The following is a 16379-nucleotide window of genomic DNA, read 5'->3' as shown; positions in this document are numbered from 1 at the left end:
CTGGAGAGGTCTCCCCACTCATGCATATCGCCGAGGGCTTCTTGCCCCCGTTGCACGCGGCCGCCTGGGGCGTCGCGGCCGCCCCCTTCGTCGTACACGGTGTCCGCGCCCTGACCCGCGAGGTCAAGGCGAACCCGGAGAGCACACTGCTGCTCGGCGCGTCGGGGGCGTTCACGTTCGTCCTGTCGGCGCTCAAGATCCCGTCGGTGACCGGCAGTTGTTCCCATCCCACCGGGACGGGGCTCGGCGCGATCCTGTTCCGGCCCCCGGTCATGACCGTGCTCGGGACCATCACCCTGCTGTTCCAGGCCCTGTTGCTCGCGCATGGCGGCCTGACCACGCTGGGCGCGAACGCCTTCTCGATGGCGATCGCCGGGCCCTGGGCGGGATACGGCGTCTACCGGCTGCTCAAGCGGTTCGACGTGCCGCTGATGGTGACCGTCTTCTTCGGCGCGTTCTTCGCCGACCTCGTCACCTACTGCGTGACCAGCGTGCAACTGGCGCTGGCCTTCCCGGACCCGGCGAGCGGATTCGCCGGCGCCCTCGCGAAGTTCGGCGGCATCTTCGCGGTCACGCAGATCCCGTTGGCCGTCAGCGAGGGGCTGCTGACCGTGCTCGTCATGCGACTGCTGATGCAGTCCAGCACCTCGGACCTGGTCCGGCTGGGCGTCGCCAAGCTGACGGTCCGCACCCGCGACGAGCGGGAGGCGGCGGCCTGATGGGCGGCACGAGCAAGAACACGAAGATCAACGTCCTGCTGCTGCTCCTGGTGGCCGCGCTCGCCGTCCTGCCCGTCGCGTTGGGCATGGGCGAGGGCAAGGAGGAGCCGTTCAGCGGCGCCGACAGCCAGGCAGAATCGGCGATCACCGAGATCCGGCCGGACTACAAGCCGTGGTTCTCCCCGCTGTACGAACCCCCCTCCGCCGAGGTCGAGTCGGCGCTGTTCGCCCTCCAGGCGGCCCTCGGCGCGGGTGTGCTCGCCTACTACTTCGGACTGCGCAGGGGCCGCCGCCAGGGCTTGGCGCAGAGCCGGGGCGGGCACGGCCCGGGCGGGCACGACGGGGGCGCGGAGGTCCGTCCGGCGCCCTCCGAGGAGTCCTAGCCGGTGCTTCCCATCGACGTGGCGGCGCACGGCAGCCGCTGGCGCCGACGCCATCCGCTGGAGAAGGCGCTGCTCGGGCTCGGGCTCACCCTCACCGCCGTCGCGCTGCCGCCCTGGCCCGGCGGCCCCTTGGTCGCGGCGGCGACCCTGGGCCTGTTGCTCGGTCCGGCCGGGGTCGCCGGACGGCAGCTGTGGCGGGCCTTCCGCGTCCCGCTGAGCTTCTGCCTCACCGGGGCGCTCCCGCTGCTGGTCGCGGTGGGTGGCCCGGCGGGGCCGCTCTCGCCGGCCCCGGACGGCCCCCGGCACGCGGTGGACCTGCTGCTGCGCACCTCGGCGGCCTCGCTCGGAGTGCTGCTGTTCGCCTTCACCACCCCGGTGTCGGACGTGTTGCCCCGGCTCGTCCGGGCCGGGGTGCCGGCCCCCGTCGTGGACGTGGCCTTGGTCATGTACCGGATCGGCTTCCTGCTCCTCGACTCGACCGCCCAGGTGCACCGGGCGCAGGCGGCCCGGCTGGGGCACACGGGCCGGGCGGCGCTGTGGCGTTCCCTGGCCGGGCTCGCCGCTACCTCGTTCGTACGGGCCTTCGACCGCGCGGCGCGGCTCCAGGAGGGGCTGGCCGGGCGGGGCTACGACGGGGCGCTGCGGGTGCTGGTGCCGGGGGCGGCGCTGTCGTGGCGGTTCCTCGCGGCGTCGGCGGCCCTGCTGGGCGCGCTGGTCGCCCTCACCCTGACCCTGAAAGGGATGTACCTGTGAACCCGTTGGTGGAACTGGTGGGCGCGGGCTACGCGTACGAGGACGGGCCGGCGGTGCTGTCCGGCGTGGACTTCGCCATCGCGGAGGGCCGGGCGCTGGTCCTGCTGGGCCGCAACGGCAGCGGCAAGACCACGCTGATGCGGCTGCTGAGCGGGGGCCTTCGGCCGGGCTCCGGCGAACTGCGGCTGGACGGCGCGCCGGTGGCGTACGACCGGGCGGGGCTGACCCGGTTGCGCAAGCAGGTGCAGTTGGTCGTGCAGGACCCGGACGACCAACTGTTCGCCGCCTCGGTCGAGCAGGACGTGTCCTTCGGCCCCATGAACATGGGTCTGGCCCTGACGGAGGTACGGGCGCGGGTGGACTCGGCGCTGGCCGCGCTGGACATCACCGCCCTGCGGGACCGGCCGACGCACCTGCTCTCGTACGGGCAGCGCAAGCGGGCGGCGATCGCGGGCGCGGTCGCGATGGCGCCACGGGTGCTGATCCTGGACGAGCCGACGGCCGGACTCGACCCGGACGGGCAGGAGCGGCTGTTGGACGCGCTGGCGGCCCTGCGCGCGGACGGCACGACGGTGGTGATGGCCACCCACGACGTCGACCTCGCGGTGCGCTGGGCCGACGACGCGGCGGTCCTCACCCCGGCGGGCGTGCGTTTCGGCCCGGCCGCGGCCCTGCTGGCGGACCCGGAGTTGCCGGCGTCGGCGGGGCTGCGCCAGGCGTGGTCCCCGGCCGTGACGGCCTTCCTCAGGGCCAGGGGCCTGCTGGAGGGGGACGCGCCGGGTCCCGGGACGCCGGAGGCACTGACCGCCTGGGCCCAGGCCCGCTGAACGGGACGCGTCCGCCGCCCCGCCGCGAACCTAGGATGTGCGCATGTCGCTCCCGCACGCCATCTTGACCGCCCTGTTGGAGAAGCCCTCGTCGGGGCTGGAGCTGACCCGGCGGTTCGACAAGTCGATCGGGTACTTCTGGTCCGCGACGCACCAGCAGATTTACCGCGAGCTCGGCCGGCTGGAGGAGGCCGGGCTGATCCGGGCGCTGCCCAGCGAGGTGCCCGTACGGGGACAGAAGAAGGAGTACGAGGTGCTGCCCGCCGGCAGCGCGGAGCTGGCCCGGTGGGTCGGCGGGAGCCAGGACCCGAAGGCCATCCGGGACCCGTTGCTGCTGCGGGTGCGGGCGGCCGGTGTCGTCGGCCCGCAGGGGCTGGCCGGGGAGCTGCGGCGCCACCTCGAACTGCATCGGGGGCAGCTGGCCGAGTACGAGGCCATCGAGGCCAGGGACTTCCCGCCGGGGCGGGACTCCGACGAGGATCGGCTGCGCCGGCTCGTGCTGCGCGGCGGCATCGGCCTGGAGACGTTCTGGCTGCGCTGGCTGGAGGAGGCGCTGGCCGAGGTCGACGACATGACGGGGCCGCCCGCGTGACGCGGCCCCGCCCGGCGTCCGCTACTTGTTCAGGGCGTTCCAGAACTCGTCGAAGCTCAGCAGGCCGTCGCCGTTCGTGTCCTTGGCGGCGATGACGGCGTCCGCGACGGCGCCGGTGACGTACGCGTCACCCATGGCCTTCATGGCCGCGCTGTACTCGTCGGCCGTGACGAAGCCGTCGCCGTCCGCGTCGAACTTGCCGAACGTCGCCCGCGCGCTCTCGATGTCCGCCACTGGGTCCACCCCTTCTCGGTGCTTGTTGACGGCTCAGGGTAGCGCCCCGGGCGGGTCGCGCTCACCCCGGGTCCCGTTCGGCCGGCAGAAAGAAATTCAATTCCTCCGCGGCCACCCGGAAGCGATAATTCCAGCCAAGAAATCCGGCCCCCACTTGTCACGCTACGGGATCACGGCATAACGTACCGACATTGCCGCCACACCAGGAGCGCAGGGCTCCCAGGGACAAGCGGCAACAAGGGCGATCAAAGGTGACGATCAAAACTGACGCATCATTCGAAGTTCTGCCCTTCACCCGCACTTGCCGCCATATCTGGGAAGACGGCGACCATGTGCTCATCGGAGTGAGTCCCGGCAACAGCTACTTCAGCTCCGAGCGCATCGGCAGTCTTGCCCGATGGGCGACGACCCGCTTCGCGCAGGTCGACTTCGTCTACGCGGATCTCCACGTGGACCGGATGTTCGCCGCCTTCGGCTACACCCGGGAGCATGCGGAGAAACGCGCGGCCAAGGAAATCAAGGCAGTGCGGAGAAGGATTCTCAAAGGTGTCGAGGAGTCCGGATCGACGCACGCCGAGATACGAGTGAGGGCACTTTCGGAGTTCGAGTCGAATCCCGTGTACCAACTACTGCACCGGCGGGTTCTTCATTTCCTGGAGACCGATGACGAGTTCCGCAAGGGCTGCGAGAGGATGGCTCTCCAGTTTGTCGGTTCGAAGTTGCCGGAAGGTGAATCCATCACCGACAGCCAGTTGCAGGTCTGTTTCGATTACATGGCGGCGGAGCTGCCGTTCTTCGTGGACACCCCGAGCATTCTGGACGTGCCGTCCTCCGTGGCGGCCTATCACGTCAAGATGCCGATGACGGATGTCCTCTTCGCGCGCGGTGGGGGACTGCGCGCGACCCGCAACCAGGCGTACGCCGTCGTACGCCCGGAGGCCGCGGAGGGCGCCCCGCACCCTTCGGCCGACCACCACGCGAGCGGCGAGCACCACGCGCGACCCACGAACCACGCACCGACCGAAGGGACCGTCGATGAGCGTCGAGCAGCTTGAGGGCCCGGAGACCGGGCGGGGTGCCGAGCCCGACGAGGTCCTCCTCGACTTCCCGCTCTCGCGGCGCGGTGACGTGCTCCCCGAGGAGTGCGCCTGGCTGCGGGAGAAGGCGCCGGTCGCCAAGGTCCGCACCCTGACCGGGGACCCGGCGTGGCTGGTGAGCAGTTACGCGCTGGCCAAGCAGGTGCTGGAGGACGAGCGGTTCAGCCTCAAGGACACCGCGAACGCGGGCGTGCCCCGCCAGTACGCGCTGACGATACCGCCCGAGGTCGTCAACAACATGGGCAACATCAACAGCGCCGGGCTGCGCAACGCGGTGATGAAGGCGCTCAACCCGCGCCAGAAGGGCCTCCGGGACCGGCTCCGCGCCATCGCGGGGTCGCTCCTCGACGCGATCGTGGCAGAGGGCGCTCCGGCAGACCTCCGGGCGGGGTTCGCCGACCCCTTCTCGGCGGCGCTGCACTGTCAGGTGCTGGGAGTCCCCTACGAGGACCGACGTCGGTTGATGTCGGGGCTGGACGTCGCGTTCATGACCGCTCGCGAACCGTTCGCCGACTCCGCGCTGAACTGGTACAAGGACGTCGGCTATTTCGTCGAACAGCTGAAGGTCCAGCTCGCGCTGCCGACCGAGGAGCGTACGGGGCTCCTCGGCACGTTCGCCGAGCTGAAGGAGGCCGACCCCGAGTCGGCGCACCTGACCGACGACATGTTCGCGACGGTCGCCGTCTCGCTCTTCGGGGCGGGCGCGGTGTCCACGTCGGCGTTCCTGGTGCTCGCCGTCCTCGCGCTGTTCCAGCGTCCGGAGCTCATCGGGTACCTGCGGGCGCACCCCGAGCGGATGGGCAAGGCGGTGGACGAAATCCTGCGGTGGAACCTGTCCGTCGGAGACGGCCTGCCGCGCATCGCCATGGCCGACGTGCGGGTCGGGGACGTCCTGGTGAAGGAGGGCGAGCTGGTCCTCGTCCTGCTGGAGGGGGCCAACTTCGACCCGGAGGCCTTCGAGAACCCGGACGAGCTGGACCTGGAGCGGGAGAGCGCCAACGCGCACCTCGCCTTCGGGGCCGGGCGGCACTTCTGCCCGGCGTCCGCGCTGGGCCGCGCGCACGCGGAGATCGCGCTGGAGGTGCTGGTGGAACGGCTGCCCGGGCTGCGGCTGGCGGTGCCGGCGGAGAACCTCGTCTGGCGCACGGGATTCATCAAGCGGCTTCCCGAGCGGCTTCCCGTCGCCTGGTGACGCACTCGGCGTGAGGCGAGCGGACGACCGGCGGTGCCCCGGGTGCTGTACGAGCCCCCGGGGCACCGTCACGCCGTGCGGACCTACCGGAAGATGCCGGTGTGGCCAAGCGAGTAGCGGCCGGGCTGCGGGTAGACCGCGAGGCCGTGGGGCCCGGAGCCGACCGGGATCTTGGCCAGCTCCTCGCCCGTCTTCGTGTCGATGGCGTAGACCTCGGAGTTGTAGCGGCCAGAGAGCCACAAGACCTTGCCGTCGGCGGAGACCCCGCCCATGTCGGGGCTGCCGCCGTCCGGCAGCTCCCACTTCTTGGTGAGCTTGTTCGCCTTGAAGTCGAAGACGGAGATGCTGCCCTCGCCCCGGTTGGAGACGTACATCTCCTTGGAGTCGCGGCTCACGTACAGGCCGTGGCAGCCCTTTCCGGTGGGCAGGAGCTTCGGCGTCCCGAATTTGTCGCCGCTGAGCACCCACATGCCGTGCGCCATCATGTCCGCGACGTAGAAGGTCTTCCCGTCCGGGGAGACCTTGACGTCCTGCGGCATGGCGCCCTCGAAGGGCAGCTTCTGCTGCCCGACGATCTCCATCTTCTCGGTGTCGACCTTGAGCAGTTCGCCGGAGAACTCACAGCTCACGATGAAGTAACGGCCGTCGAGGGAGAAGTCGGCGTGGTTGACGCCGTAGCAGGTGACCGGGACGGTCTTCACCCGGTTCATGGTGTGCGGGTCACGGAAGACGAGCTCGCGGTCCATGGAGGCCATCACGATCGCGTACTTGCCGTTGGGCGTGAAGTACAGGTTGTACGGGTCGTGCACCTCGACGGGGTCGCCCGCCTCGCCCGTGGCCGGGTTGATGGGGGTCAGCGTGTGACCGCGGTTGTTGTTGACCCACAGCGTCTTCATGTCCCAGGACGGCACCACGTGCTGGGGCTGGATGCCGACCGGGATGGTGTCGATGACCTTGTACGTCTTGGGATCGATGACGGACACGGTGTTGGAGCCGGTGTTCGGCACGTAGACGCGGGACGGGAAGTTCTTGACGACCGGGGACAACTGGTTCGGCCGGTCGGCCGCGTAGACGTCGTGGGGGTCGAGCACGGGCGGCATGCCGGCCAGTCCGGGCGGCCCCGCGGGTTCGGCCTTGACCTGTCGGGCGGGCCCCTTGGTGCCGAGCGCCTCGGTCGCGCCCTTTCCCCCGGCCCCGCACCCGGCCAGGGCCGCGAGAACCAGTCCGGCAAACAGCACGGTGGCCTTCCGTGGAAGGCGATTCGTCGTCATGGGGTCAGCAGCTCCGTGGTGGTCACCGCGCGCAGTTGGCGACGCGCGAGTTCTTCGAGGAGGGGCGGCATCGCGTCGACCGTGTCCGCGTAGCCGAAGTGCAGGCTCACCACCGATCCGGCGTGGATCGTCCCGGTGACGTTGCGGATGACGGCCGCGGCGCCGGGCGAGGTGAAGTCGAGGGAGTCCACGTCGTACGAGAGGACGTGCGGGTAGCCGGCCCTCTGGGCGAGTTTTCGGACGAGGGGGCTCGCGTACTGGGTCTGCGACGGGCGGAACCAGGTGCCGATCGAGCCGGTGAGGCGCTTGAGGCGCTGGGCGCAGCCGGTGATCTCCGCGTAGGCCTCGTCCTCCGGCATGGAGTTGATCGCGAGGTGGTGTTGGGTGTGGTTGCCGAGTTCGTGGCCGCCGTCCAGGACCCGGCGGGCCATGTCGGGGTGCTCGTCGAGCCAGGTGCCGATCGCCAGTACGGTGACCCGCGCGCCCGCGCGCTCCGCCTCGGCGAGGACCGCGCGTCCCGTCGCCGGGTCGCCGTTGCCGTGGAAGGTGAGGGCGACGCGCGGGCGGTCCCGGGAGCCGTGGCCGATCTCGACGGGTTGACCGGCGAACCGTCGCGGGCCCGGTGCGGCGGCGGCCGCCGGGGCGGGGCGGGCCGGAGTGGGGGCGGTCGTGGCGGGAGCGGGCGCCTTGGGCACCGTCGCGGTTCCACAGGCGGCGGTGAGGACACCGGCGGCGACCGCGGCACCGGCGAGGAGGGCGGATCGGCGGTCCGGGTAGCAGTACACCTGTCCATTTAAGTGCGGGATGCCCGAGTTCATGCTGATTGACCCGGTTCGGCGACCACCCCGAGCGTCACTCGAAGGGGCGCCGGTCCGCAGTGTGATCAAGGATTCACGCAGAGCGGTCGATACTTATTCATTGATTACGAGGCAAGTGGGCCAGCTCACCTAAGATTCAACTGTAAACTCTTAGGTTATACACACTTATGTCCGAGTTTGAGGTTTTGGCATTTGGTCGCTCGTCTGCCATAGTCGGAATCACGGCTTCCCTTTGACCCGAGCGAAGTCCCACGCCGAGGATCACACCCCCTTCGATCCTCGGCGCCCCCATGAAACCCCCGCGGCGCCCCACACACGGCGACAGGGGGTTTCCGGCGTTTCAGCGGTCCGCCACCCGCATCTCGAACCAGGTGATCTTGCCGCGCGGCAGCAGATCGGCGCCCCACCGGTCGGACAGCTTGTCCACCAGGAAGAGCCCCCGACCCGTGGTGTCCATCTCGTGGACCGGCATCAGACAGGGCAGCCCGCGGGAGGGGTCCCGCACCTCGACCCGGATCCAGCCGCGCCGGCGCACCAGCCGCAGGCCGAACGATCTCGCCCCGGTGTGCCGCACGGCGTTGCCCACGAGTTCCGAGACCAGCAGGACGGTGTGCTCGGCGATCTGCGGCGACAGGCCCCACAGCCGGATCACCACGGACTGGGTCAGCCGGCGCGCGGTACCGGCGGACTCGGGCATGGACGGCAGCGTCACCTCCGCCTCGGCGGGGTTGCCGTACAGCTCAAGGGCCCGCAGACCCTGTTCCTCCTCAAGCGCCGCCGCGATCCGCACCGCCGAAGCACCACCGCGCTGCCGCGGCTGTTCCACACCCTCCAGGCCCGCCATGCACCCATCATGGACGGCCGCACCGCCGCTCAGGGCCGTTCCGCGGGAAAACACCCCCCGGGGTCCCGCGATTCCCAGGGGGTGCTTCGGCATATGCGCAAGGCAATCAGGGTGCTGTGCCACCGGTCTGACCTGGCGTGACACGGAGCGCACCGATGATCACGGTGAGTGGATCACCATTCGGGCTTAAGGCTGCCTTAAGGCCTGGCTAATCCACTCCCAAGGAGGAGCGTCGGCGGGGAGCGCCGAAGCCGTCCGAAAGAGACAGGACCTAGAGGAACTTGGCCTTGCCCGGGCCCTCCTCGACGAAGCTGCGCATGCCGCGCTCGCGGTCCTCGGTCGCGAACAGCCCGGCGAACCAGTTGCGTTCGATGGTCAGTCCGGTGTCGATGTCCGCTTCCAGCCCGGCGTCCACGCACTCCTTGGCCGCGCGCAGCGCGAGGGCCGGCCCCTGGGCGAGCTTCGCCGCCCAGGCGTGCGCCTGCTCGTACACCTCGGCGGCCGGTACGACACGGTCCACCAACCCGAGGGCGAGTGCCTCGTCGGCCTTGACCATGCGGCCGGTGAAGATGAGGTCCTTCGCCTTGGAGGGGCCGATCAGCCGGGACAGCCGCTGGGTGCCGCCGGCGCCCGGGATCAGGCCGAGCAGGATCTCGGGCTGGCCGAGCTTGGCGTTGTCCGCGGCGATCCGGTAGTCGGCGCACAGCGCGAGTTCGCAACCGCCGCCCAAGGCGTAGCCGGTGACCGCCGCGACGACCGGCTTGGGAATCCGCGCGACGGCGGTGAAGGCGTCCTGGAGCCCGCGCGAGCGGGCGACCATGGCCGCGTGGTCCATCGTCTGCATCTCCTTGATGTCCGCGCCGGCCGCGAACACCTTCTCGCCGCCGTAGAGGATCACCGCTCGGACGTCGGCGCGGTCGGTGGCCTCCGCCGCGAGCTCGCGCAACCGGTCCTGGGTGGCGATGTCCAGGGCGTTCATGGGCGGCCGGTCCAGGCGGAGGGTGCCGACGCCTTCGGAGACTTCGAGAGAGAGGGTCATACGGGAAGGTTAGCCGCGGTTAACGGCGAGTGGCCCGGTGCTGTGGGTCACAGCACCGGGCCACCGGGTCACGTGCGGGAGGGGACTACTTGATCCACTCCGACCAGTCCATGTTCCAGCCGTTGAGGCCGTTGTCCGGGGCGATCTGCTTGTCCTTGGAGTTCTTCACGACGACCACGTCGCCGATGATGGACTCGTTGAAGAACCAGGCGGCGGGCTGGTCGTCGTCGCCCGCGCCCCGCGCGTCCTTCAGGCCGACGCAGCCGTGGCTGACGTTCTCCGAGCCGAACGTGCTGCCGGAGGCCCAGTAGTTGCCGTGCACGAAGGTGCCGGAGTTCGACAGGCGCATGGCGTGCGGGACGTCGGAGATGTCGTACTCCCCGCCGAAGCCGACGGTCGCGCCGTTCATCCGGGTCACCTTGTACTTCTCGCTGATGACCATCTGACCGTTGTACGTGGTGGTCGACGGGGCGCCCGCGGTGATCGGCAGGTTCCTGAGCACCTGGTTGTCGCGGACGACTTCCATCGTGTGGGCGCTCGCGTCGACGGTGGAGACCTGGGAGCGGCCGATGGTGAAGTGGACGGTACGGGTCTGCTTGCCGTAGACGCCCGGGCGGCCTTCGACGCCGTCCAGCGCGATCTTCACGGTGACCTTGGTGCCCGCCGCCCAGTACTTCTCGGGGCGGAAGTCGAGGCGGTCGTTGCCGAACCAGTGGCCCTCGACGGGTACGTTCGGCTCCGCCGTGACGGTGATGGCCTTCTCGACGGCCTCGGTGTTGGTGATGCCCCGGGTGAAGTTGATCGACACGGGCATGCCCACGCCGACGGTCTCCCCGTCCTCGGGCGTGTAGTGGCCGACGAAGGTGTTCGTCGGCGTGAGGGTCGTGAAGGTGGTGTCCTTGGCGGACTCCCGCCCGGCCTCGTCCTTGGCGACCACGTGCACCTTGTACTCGGTGGCCGCGGCCAGGTTGCGCGACGGCTCCCAGCTGGCCCCGTCGGCGGCGGTCTTGCCCTCCACCGCGTTGCCCTTGGTGTCGGCCACCGTCACCGCGGTGAGCTTGCCGCCGGTGCTGGATATCTTCAGGACGCCGCTCGTGGCGACTTCCTTGGAGCCGTCGTCCGGCTTGACGTTGACCACGGCCTTGGACGCCTCGGTGCCGGTCTTGCCGCCATTCTTGCCGGCGGCGCCGCCGGCGGCGCCGCCCCCGCTGTCTGCACCGCCGCTGCACGCGCTGGTGAACAGCATGGCCGCTCCCAGCAGAAGGGCCGGCAGGCCGGTGCGGACGCGGCCGCGGATCGGCTGCAGGTTCACTCGTGTTCTCCCCATGTCCCCCGCGCGGACAGTCGCGCGCTTGTCGCCAGGAAATCACATGGGGAGATCACGTGAAGGCACGGTCTTGTCACCGTTCCGTCCCAACTGGTGCGCGGGCCGTGTCCCGGGCCCGCGCACCCGGCCCGCGGGTGCCGTCAGCCGATCGCGGAACCGGCGACCCAGTCGGCCCAGGAGAGGTTCCAGCCGCCCAGGCCGTTGTCCGCCGCCACGGTCTTGTCCTGCGAGTTCACCACCTCGACCACGTCCCCGACGAGGGAGCGGTCGAAGAACCAGCCGGCGGGGGTGTCCGAGCCGCCGCCCTTGTCGTCGCGCAGTCCCACGCAGCCGTGACTGGTGTTGAGGGAGCCGAAGGTGTCGGGACTGGCCCAGTAGTTGCCGTGCAGGAAGGTGCCCGAGGTGGTGAGCCGCATGGCGTGCGGGACGTCGGGGATGTCGTACTCGCCGCCGAAGCCGACGGTCTGACCGTTCATGCGGGTGACGTCGAACATCTCCATCACCACCATCTTGCCGTTGTAGGTGGTGTTCTTGGGAGCCCCGGCGGTGATGGGCAGGGTGGACAGCAGTTGGCCCTCGCGGCGGACTTCCATGGTGTGCGCGGCGGCGTCCACGGTGGAGATCTGGGAACGACCGACCTTGAAGGTGACCGTCTTGTCCTGGATGCCGTAGGCGCCGGGCGACCCCTCGACGTCGCGGAGGTTCATCCGGATGGTGACCTCGGTACCGGGCTTCCAGTACTCCTTGGGCCGGAAGTCGAGCCGGTCGGCGCCGAACCAGTGGCCGACGACCTTCACGGCGGGGACGGAGGTGACGGTGATGGCCCGTTCCACGGCGGCGCGCTGCTTGATGGAGCGGTTGAACCGGAAGGAGACGATCATGCCGGTCCCCACGGTCGAGCGGTTCTCGGGCCGGAAGTAGCCGATGAACCGCTCCTCGGGCACGTAGGTGGTGAAGGTGGTGTGCCGGGCCTGACGGCGGTCGTGTCCGTCGACGGCGACCGCGTCGACGGTGTACTTGGCCGCGAGCGCGAGCCGTCCGGCCGCCGGGTCGGGGCTCCAGCTCAGCCCATCGGCGGCGATGGCGCCCGGCACCCGCTCCTCCTGGGCGTCCTCGACCTTGGTGACCACCACCCGCTCCAGCCGGCCCTCGGCGACCTTGACGGTCAACGGGCCGTCGGCGGGCACCCCCTTGGCGTTGTCCTCGGGGGTGATCCGGATGGCCTCGTCCGGCGACCGGGGTTTCCCGGGCAGCTGGATCTCGACCGGTGAGCGGCCGTCGTCGGTGCAGCCGCCCAAGGCGCCCAGCAGGGCCGCCCATACCGCGACGGCCGCCAAGCCCGCCCCTGCCCGCCTCGTCAGATGAGTCACGACCTGTCCAACGACCGGCCCCCTCGGGGGGAAACGTCGGCGCGCCCGACGTTCCGGGCGGGGCGGTGCGGGCAGAACAGTGGGAAGGACCAGACGGGGGCGGGCCCGGGCCGGGACGCCGGGGCCGCACTCCCCTGCCCTCGCAGGTACCGAGAGCCGTGGAGGCGGGCAGTGTCGAGCGCAGCCGAGCAAGAGGCGGTGGAAACCGTCGCCGGAGAGGTACGGGTCAACGGGAGCGCGCCCGCGCCGCCCGTCGACGGGCAGCCGGGCGGTCAGCCGCGGGGGCGACCGAACGGCCAGGTCACCGGCCCGGTCACCGGCCGGCCGACCGGCCGGACCGCACGGGTGCCGGCGCCTCCGGGCCCGCCGGTTTGGCCCGGGTCCTCGCATCCGCTGGGTGCCCGCTACCGGTCGGGACCGGACGGCGTGGCGGGCACCAACTTCGCGCTGTGGGCGCCGGGCGCGGAGGGGGTGGAGCTCTGCCTGTTCGACGGGCAGGGGGCCGAGACGCGCTGTTCGCTGACCGAGCTCACCCACGAGATCTGGCACGGATTCGTCCCCGGCGTGCGGCCCGGGCAGCGGTACGGGTTCCGGGTGCACGGCCGCTGGGACCCCTGGACGGGGGCCCGCCACAATCCCGCGAAGCTGCTCCTGGACCCGTACGCCCGGGCCGTGGACGCACGACCGGGCAACGACTTCGGCGCGCTGCCGCCCGAGGTGTACGGGCACGTGCGGGACTGGCCGCAGCAGTACATCGCCGACACCGTGCGCGACGACCGGGACTCGGCACCGTACGTCCCCAAGGGGGTCGTGGTCCACGATGACGACGACTGGGCGGACGACGTCCGGCCGAAGACCCCGTGGGCCGATTCGGTCATCTACGAACTGCACGTGCGCGGGTTCACGATGCGCCATCCGGGTATTCCCGAGCGGCTGCGCGGCACCTACGCGGGTCTCGCCCATCCGGCGGCGATCGAGCACCTGGCCCGGCTCGGCGTGACGGCGGTGGAACTGCTGCCGGTGCACCAGTTCGCGCACGAGGACCACCTGCTGCGCCGGGGGATGCGCAACTACTGGGGGTACAACTCGATCGGCTACTTCGCCCCGCACGCCGCGTACTCGTCGAGCGGTACGGCCGGTCAGCAGGTCGGCGAGTTCAAGCGGATGGTGCGGGCGCTGCACGCCGCCGGGATCGAGGTCATCCTCGACGTGGTCTACAACCACACGGCGGAGGCGGGCGAGCTGGGCCCGACGCTGTCCCTGCGGGGCATCGACAACCGGGGCTACTACCGGCTGCAGAACGACCAGCGCCGCTACGCGGACTACACGGGCTGCGGGAACACCCTGCACGCGGGGCGGCCGAACGTGCTGCGGCTGATCACCGACTCGCTGCGGTACTGGGTGACGGAGATGGGGGTCGACGGCTTCCGATTCGACCTGGCGGCCGCCCTGGCCCGCTCCATGCACGACGTGGACATGCTGTCGCCGTTCCTCGCGGTGATCGCCCAGGACCCGGTGCTGCGGCGGGTGAAACTGATCGCGGAGCCGTGGGACGTGGGCTCGGGCGGCTACCAGGTGGGCGCCTTCCCGCCCCTGTGGACGGAGTGGAACGACCGCTACCGTGACGCCGTCCGGGACTTCTGGCGGGGCGCGCTGCCCGACGTACGGGACCTGGGGTACCGGCTGTCGGGGTCGAGCGACCTGTACGCGTGGGGCGGGCGGCGCCCGTACGCCTCGGTGAACTTCGTGACCGCGCACGACGGCTTCACGCTGCGGGACCTGGTGTCGTACGAGCGCAAGCACAACGAGGCCAACGGGGAGGACGGCCGGGACGGCACCGACGACAACCGGTCGTGGAACTGCGGGGCGGAGGGCGAGACGGACGACCCGCGCGTCGGGGCGCTGCGCCGGCGGCAGTTGCGCAACCTGCTCACCACGCTGCTGCTGTCGACCGGGGTGCCGATGCTGGTGGCGGGGGACGAGTTCGGGCGGACACAGGGCGGCAACAACAACGCCTACTGCCAGGACAACGAGACGAGCTGGCTGGACTGGTCGCTGCCGCAGGACCCGGCCTGGGCGGAGCTGCTCGCGCTGACCACCCGGCTGACGGCGCTGCGCCGTCGGCACCCCGTGTTGCGCAGGCGGGCGTTCTTCTCCGGGCGCGCCCAGGACGCGGACGGACTGCGCGACCTGGCGTGGTTCACCCCGGCGGGTGCGGAGATGACGGAGCGGGACTGGTACGCGCCCGCCGCGGCGCTGGGCCTGTACCTGTCGGGGCGCGACATCCCCGGCCGGGACGAGCGGGGGCGGCAGGTCACCGACGACAGTTTCCTGGCGTTGCTGCACGCCGGGGACCGGCCGGTGGAGTGGATGCTGCCGGGGGCGCCGTGGGCGGCGTCGTACGAACTCGTGCTCGACACCTCCCGGGAGGAGCAGACCTCGGCGCCCGGCACGCGCCACCGGGGCGGCGAGCCCCTGACGGTCCCGGCGCGGGCGGTGTTGCTGCTGCGGGTGGCGAGCTGAGACGGCTTCCGGACGTATGCGCCCGTCCGGGGCCGGAGGGCGGGCGCGCCCTGCGATGATGTGGCCTTCGTACGTACACACGACGTACACACAGTCGCACCAGAGGGGGGCTTGCGCAGATGGCGAGAGTCGAGACCGCGCTGCGGGAGCTGCGCGGGGCGCAGAAGTCGGCGAAGGGGGTCTCGCTCTACTCCCGGTTCGTCAACCGGCCCGCCGGGCGGTACCTGGCCGCCGGCTCGTACGCGCTCGGTCTCACCCCGAACCAGGTGACGCTGGTCAGCGCCGCGTTCAGCTTCGCCGCCGTGGCGGCGGTGGCGCTGGCGGCGCCCTCGTGGGGGCTGGGGATCGCGGTGTGGGCGGCGCTCGCGGTCGGCTTCGCCTTCGACTCGGCGGACGGACAGTTGGCCCGGCTGCGCGGGGGCGGCAGCGCCTCGGGCGAGTGGCTCGACCACGTCGTGGACTGCGCCAAGCTGACCGCCCTGCACACCTGTGTGCTGATCGCCTTCTACCGCTTCCCCGACATGTACGGGACGGGTTCGGACGGCTGGCTGCTGGCACCGTTGGTCTTCCAGTTCGCCTCGGTCGTCACCTTCTTCGGCGGGTTGCTCACCGAGAAGCTCAAGCCCAAGCCGGCGCCGGGCAGCCCCGCCGCCGCGCCGTCGAACCTGCGCGCGGTGGCGTTGCTGCCCGTGGACTACGGGGTGTTCTGCCTGGTGTTCCTGCTGCTCGGCGGCGGGGAGCTGTTCCGCTGGGCGTACGCGGGATTGGGCGCCGTCGCCGTGCTGTTCCTGCTGGCGTTCCTCGCGAAGTGGTTCCGGGAGCTCAGCGCAGTTCCGCGGTGAGGGCTTCCGGGGCGGCGGGCCGCGCCAACGCGTCCAGCGCGCGGCGCAGCTGGGTGCTGGAGGTGTGGACCGTATAGGGGAAGTAGACGACGTCGACCCCGTGGGCGGCGAAGTCCCGCTCCAGCCGCTCGCCCTTGGGGGTGCCGCGCCAGTCGTCGCCTTTGAAGATGACGTCGAAGCGGACCTGCTTCCAGGTCTCCACCTTGTCCGGGACCGTCTCGACGAAGGCGGCGTCGACGTACTTGACGCTGCGGACGATCTCCAGGCGCTCCACCAGCGGGATCATCGGGCGGCGGCCCTTGGCCAGTTCGGCCATCTCGTCGGAGACCACCCCGGCCACCAGGTAGTCGCACTGGCTGCGGGCGTGCCGAAGGATGTTCAGATGTCCGATGTGGAACAGGTCGTAGGCGCCCGGCGCGTAGCCGACGCGATACGGCCTGCGCGCGGGCGCGCCAAGGTCGGACATGTCCTGCTCCGTCATCTCTAACCCCCCAGAAGCCACACCCCCCGGTGTGGCGGATTAGCAGACAATAGCGTGCACGTTCCGC

The 16379-nt window shown here is 70.8% G+C and carries 17 protein-coding genes; 9 read left to right on the top strand and 8 right to left on the bottom strand.

The genetic code is table 11. The annotated features are described in order from the left end of the window. Window positions 1-20 precede the first annotated feature (20 nt). From E6R62_RS18210 to E6R62_RS18190, 5 genes are read left to right on the top strand one after another with little or no spacing between them, the layout of a single operon-like run. Window positions 21-719 carry an energy-coupling factor ABC transporter permease gene (locus E6R62_RS18210; RefSeq protein ID WP_136214514.1) on the top strand — a complete coding sequence of 233 codons (699 nt, stop codon included), beginning with the start codon at window positions 21-23 and terminating at the stop codon, window positions 717-719. Further along, the gene (locus tag E6R62_RS18205; protein ID WP_136214513.1) at window positions 719-1102 is read left to right on the top strand and encodes an energy-coupling factor ABC transporter substrate-binding protein; all 384 of its coding nucleotides are present in this window, start codon (window positions 719-721) and stop codon (window positions 1100-1102) included. Before E6R62_RS18210 ends, E6R62_RS18205 begins: the two co-directional genes overlap by 1 nt. 3 nt (window positions 1103-1105) lie before the next feature. Beyond that, window positions 1106-1855 (top strand): cobalt ECF transporter T component CbiQ, encoded by a 750-nt coding sequence (cbiQ, locus tag E6R62_RS18200; protein ID WP_136214512.1) that lies wholly within the window; start codon window positions 1106-1108, stop codon window positions 1853-1855. After that, window positions 1852-2682, top strand: coding sequence for an ATP-binding cassette domain-containing protein (locus E6R62_RS18195; RefSeq protein ID WP_136214511.1), 831 nt, complete (start codon window positions 1852-1854; stop codon window positions 2680-2682). Before cbiQ ends, E6R62_RS18195 begins: the two co-directional genes overlap by 4 nt. Window positions 2683-2725: 43 nt before the next feature. After that, window positions 2726-3274, top strand: coding sequence for a PadR family transcriptional regulator (locus E6R62_RS18190; RefSeq protein WP_136214510.1), 549 nt, complete (start codon window positions 2726-2728; stop codon window positions 3272-3274). A gap of 21 nt (window positions 3275-3295) precedes the next feature. Here E6R62_RS18190 and E6R62_RS18185 read toward each other — a convergent pair whose 3' ends face one another. After that, window positions 3296-3508, bottom strand: a complete 213-nt coding sequence (locus E6R62_RS18185; RefSeq protein WP_136214509.1) for an EF-hand domain-containing protein — start codon at window positions 3506-3508, stop codon at window positions 3296-3298. A gap of 251 nt (window positions 3509-3759) precedes the next feature. On the opposite strand from E6R62_RS18185, the gene E6R62_RS18180 reads away from it, so the two are divergent. Together E6R62_RS18180 and E6R62_RS18175 are read left to right on the top strand one after the other, a co-directional pair. Next, a complete protein-coding gene (locus E6R62_RS18180; RefSeq protein ID WP_136214508.1) occupies window positions 3760-4563 on the top strand; it encodes a tRNA-dependent cyclodipeptide synthase in 804 nt (267 codons plus the stop codon). Continuing rightward, complete coding sequence (locus tag E6R62_RS18175; RefSeq protein WP_136214507.1) at window positions 4544-5797, top strand: cytochrome P450; 1254 nt, start codon at window positions 4544-4546, stop codon at window positions 5795-5797. The genes E6R62_RS18180 and E6R62_RS18175 overlap by 20 nt, the downstream gene beginning before the upstream one ends. Window positions 5798-5880: 83 nt before the next feature. Here E6R62_RS18175 and E6R62_RS18170 read toward each other — a convergent pair whose 3' ends face one another. The 6 genes from E6R62_RS18170 to E6R62_RS18145 all read right to left on the bottom strand — a co-directional run bounded on the left by E6R62_RS18170 (window position 5881) and on the right by E6R62_RS18145 (window position 12433). Then, a complete protein-coding gene (locus tag E6R62_RS18170) occupies window positions 5881-7068 on the bottom strand; it encodes a YncE family protein (protein ID WP_136214506.1) in 1188 nt (395 codons plus the stop codon). Further along, window positions 7065-7886, bottom strand: coding sequence for a polysaccharide deacetylase family protein (locus E6R62_RS18165; RefSeq protein WP_206308762.1), 822 nt, complete (start codon window positions 7884-7886; stop codon window positions 7065-7067). Before E6R62_RS18165 ends, E6R62_RS18170 begins: the two co-directional genes overlap by 4 nt. A gap of 340 nt (window positions 7887-8226) precedes the next feature. After that, window positions 8227-8730, bottom strand: a complete 504-nt coding sequence (locus E6R62_RS18160; protein WP_136214505.1) for an ATP-binding protein — start codon at window positions 8728-8730, stop codon at window positions 8227-8229. 271 nt (window positions 8731-9001) lie between these two features. Continuing rightward, complete coding sequence (locus tag E6R62_RS18155; protein WP_136214504.1) at window positions 9002-9769, bottom strand: enoyl-CoA hydratase/isomerase family protein; 768 nt, start codon at window positions 9767-9769, stop codon at window positions 9002-9004. A gap of 85 nt (window positions 9770-9854) precedes the next feature. Beyond that, entirely contained in the window at window positions 9855-11015 is a 1161-nt protein-coding gene (locus E6R62_RS18150; RefSeq protein ID WP_240801746.1) for an Ig-like domain-containing protein, read from the bottom strand. 221 nt (window positions 11016-11236) lie between these two features. Next, the gene (locus tag E6R62_RS18145) at window positions 11237-12433 is read right to left on the bottom strand and encodes an Ig-like domain-containing protein (RefSeq protein ID WP_306432439.1); all 1197 of its coding nucleotides are present in this window, start codon (window positions 12431-12433) and stop codon (window positions 11237-11239) included. Between the two features lie 204 nt (window positions 12434-12637). Here E6R62_RS18145 and glgX point away from each other — a divergent pair, with 204 nt between their 5' ends. Both glgX and E6R62_RS18135 read left to right on the top strand, forming a co-directional pair. Continuing rightward, window positions 12638-14989, top strand: a complete 2352-nt coding sequence (glgX, locus tag E6R62_RS18140; protein ID WP_136214502.1) for a glycogen debranching protein GlgX — start codon at window positions 12638-12640, stop codon at window positions 14987-14989. A 119-nt stretch (window positions 14990-15108) separates the two neighbouring features. Further along, window positions 15109-15831 carry a CDP-alcohol phosphatidyltransferase family protein gene (locus tag E6R62_RS18135; protein ID WP_136214501.1) on the top strand — a complete coding sequence of 241 codons (723 nt, stop codon included), beginning with the start codon at window positions 15109-15111 and terminating at the stop codon, window positions 15829-15831. Here the strand turns inward: E6R62_RS18135 and E6R62_RS18130 are convergent. Then, window positions 15812-16297 (bottom strand): adenylyltransferase/cytidyltransferase family protein, encoded by a 486-nt coding sequence (locus tag E6R62_RS18130; protein ID WP_136214500.1) that lies wholly within the window; start codon window positions 16295-16297, stop codon window positions 15812-15814. The genes E6R62_RS18135 and E6R62_RS18130 overlap by 20 nt on opposite strands. Between the last annotated feature and the right edge of the window lie 82 nt (window positions 16298-16379).

It is taken from the genome of Streptomyces sp. A1136 (assembly GCF_004795055.1).
GTDB lineage: Bacteria > Actinomycetota > Actinomycetes > Streptomycetales > Streptomycetaceae > Streptomyces.
The sequence above is the reverse complement of the archived record's forward strand: the minus strand, read 5'-3'. Positions and strand labels throughout refer to the sequence as shown.

Coding starts and splice junctions, on each gene's coding strand:
- E6R62_RS18205 (WP_136214513.1), top strand. CDS start 719: ATGGGCGGCACGAGCAAGAACACGAAGATCAACGTCCTGCTGCTGCTC.
- E6R62_RS18150 (WP_240801746.1), bottom strand. CDS start 11,015: ATGCTGTTCACCAGCGCGTGCAGCGGCGGTGCAGACAGCGGGGGCGGC.
- E6R62_RS18210 (WP_136214514.1), top strand. CDS start 21: ATGCATATCGCCGAGGGCTTCTTGCCCCCGTTGCACGCGGCCGCCTGG.
- E6R62_RS18135 (WP_136214501.1), top strand. CDS start 15,109: ATGGCGAGAGTCGAGACCGCGCTGCGGGAGCTGCGCGGGGCGCAGAAG.
- E6R62_RS18165 (WP_206308762.1), bottom strand. CDS start 7,886: ATGAACTCGGGCATCCCGCACTTAAATGGACAGGTGTACTGCTACCCG.
- E6R62_RS18155 (WP_136214504.1), bottom strand. CDS start 9,769: ATGACCCTCTCTCTCGAAGTCTCCGAAGGCGTCGGCACCCTCCGCCTG.
- E6R62_RS18130 (WP_136214500.1), bottom strand. CDS start 16,297: ATGTCCGACCTTGGCGCGCCCGCGCGCAGGCCGTATCGCGTCGGCTAC.
- E6R62_RS18170 (WP_136214506.1), bottom strand. CDS start 7,068: ATGACGACGAATCGCCTTCCACGGAAGGCCACCGTGCTGTTTGCCGGA.
- E6R62_RS18175 (WP_136214507.1), top strand. CDS start 4,544: ATGAGCGTCGAGCAGCTTGAGGGCCCGGAGACCGGGCGGGGTGCCGAG.
- E6R62_RS18160 (WP_136214505.1), bottom strand. CDS start 8,730: ATGGCGGGCCTGGAGGGTGTGGAACAGCCGCGGCAGCGCGGTGGTGCT.
- E6R62_RS18190 (WP_136214510.1), top strand. CDS start 2,726: ATGTCGCTCCCGCACGCCATCTTGACCGCCCTGTTGGAGAAGCCCTCG.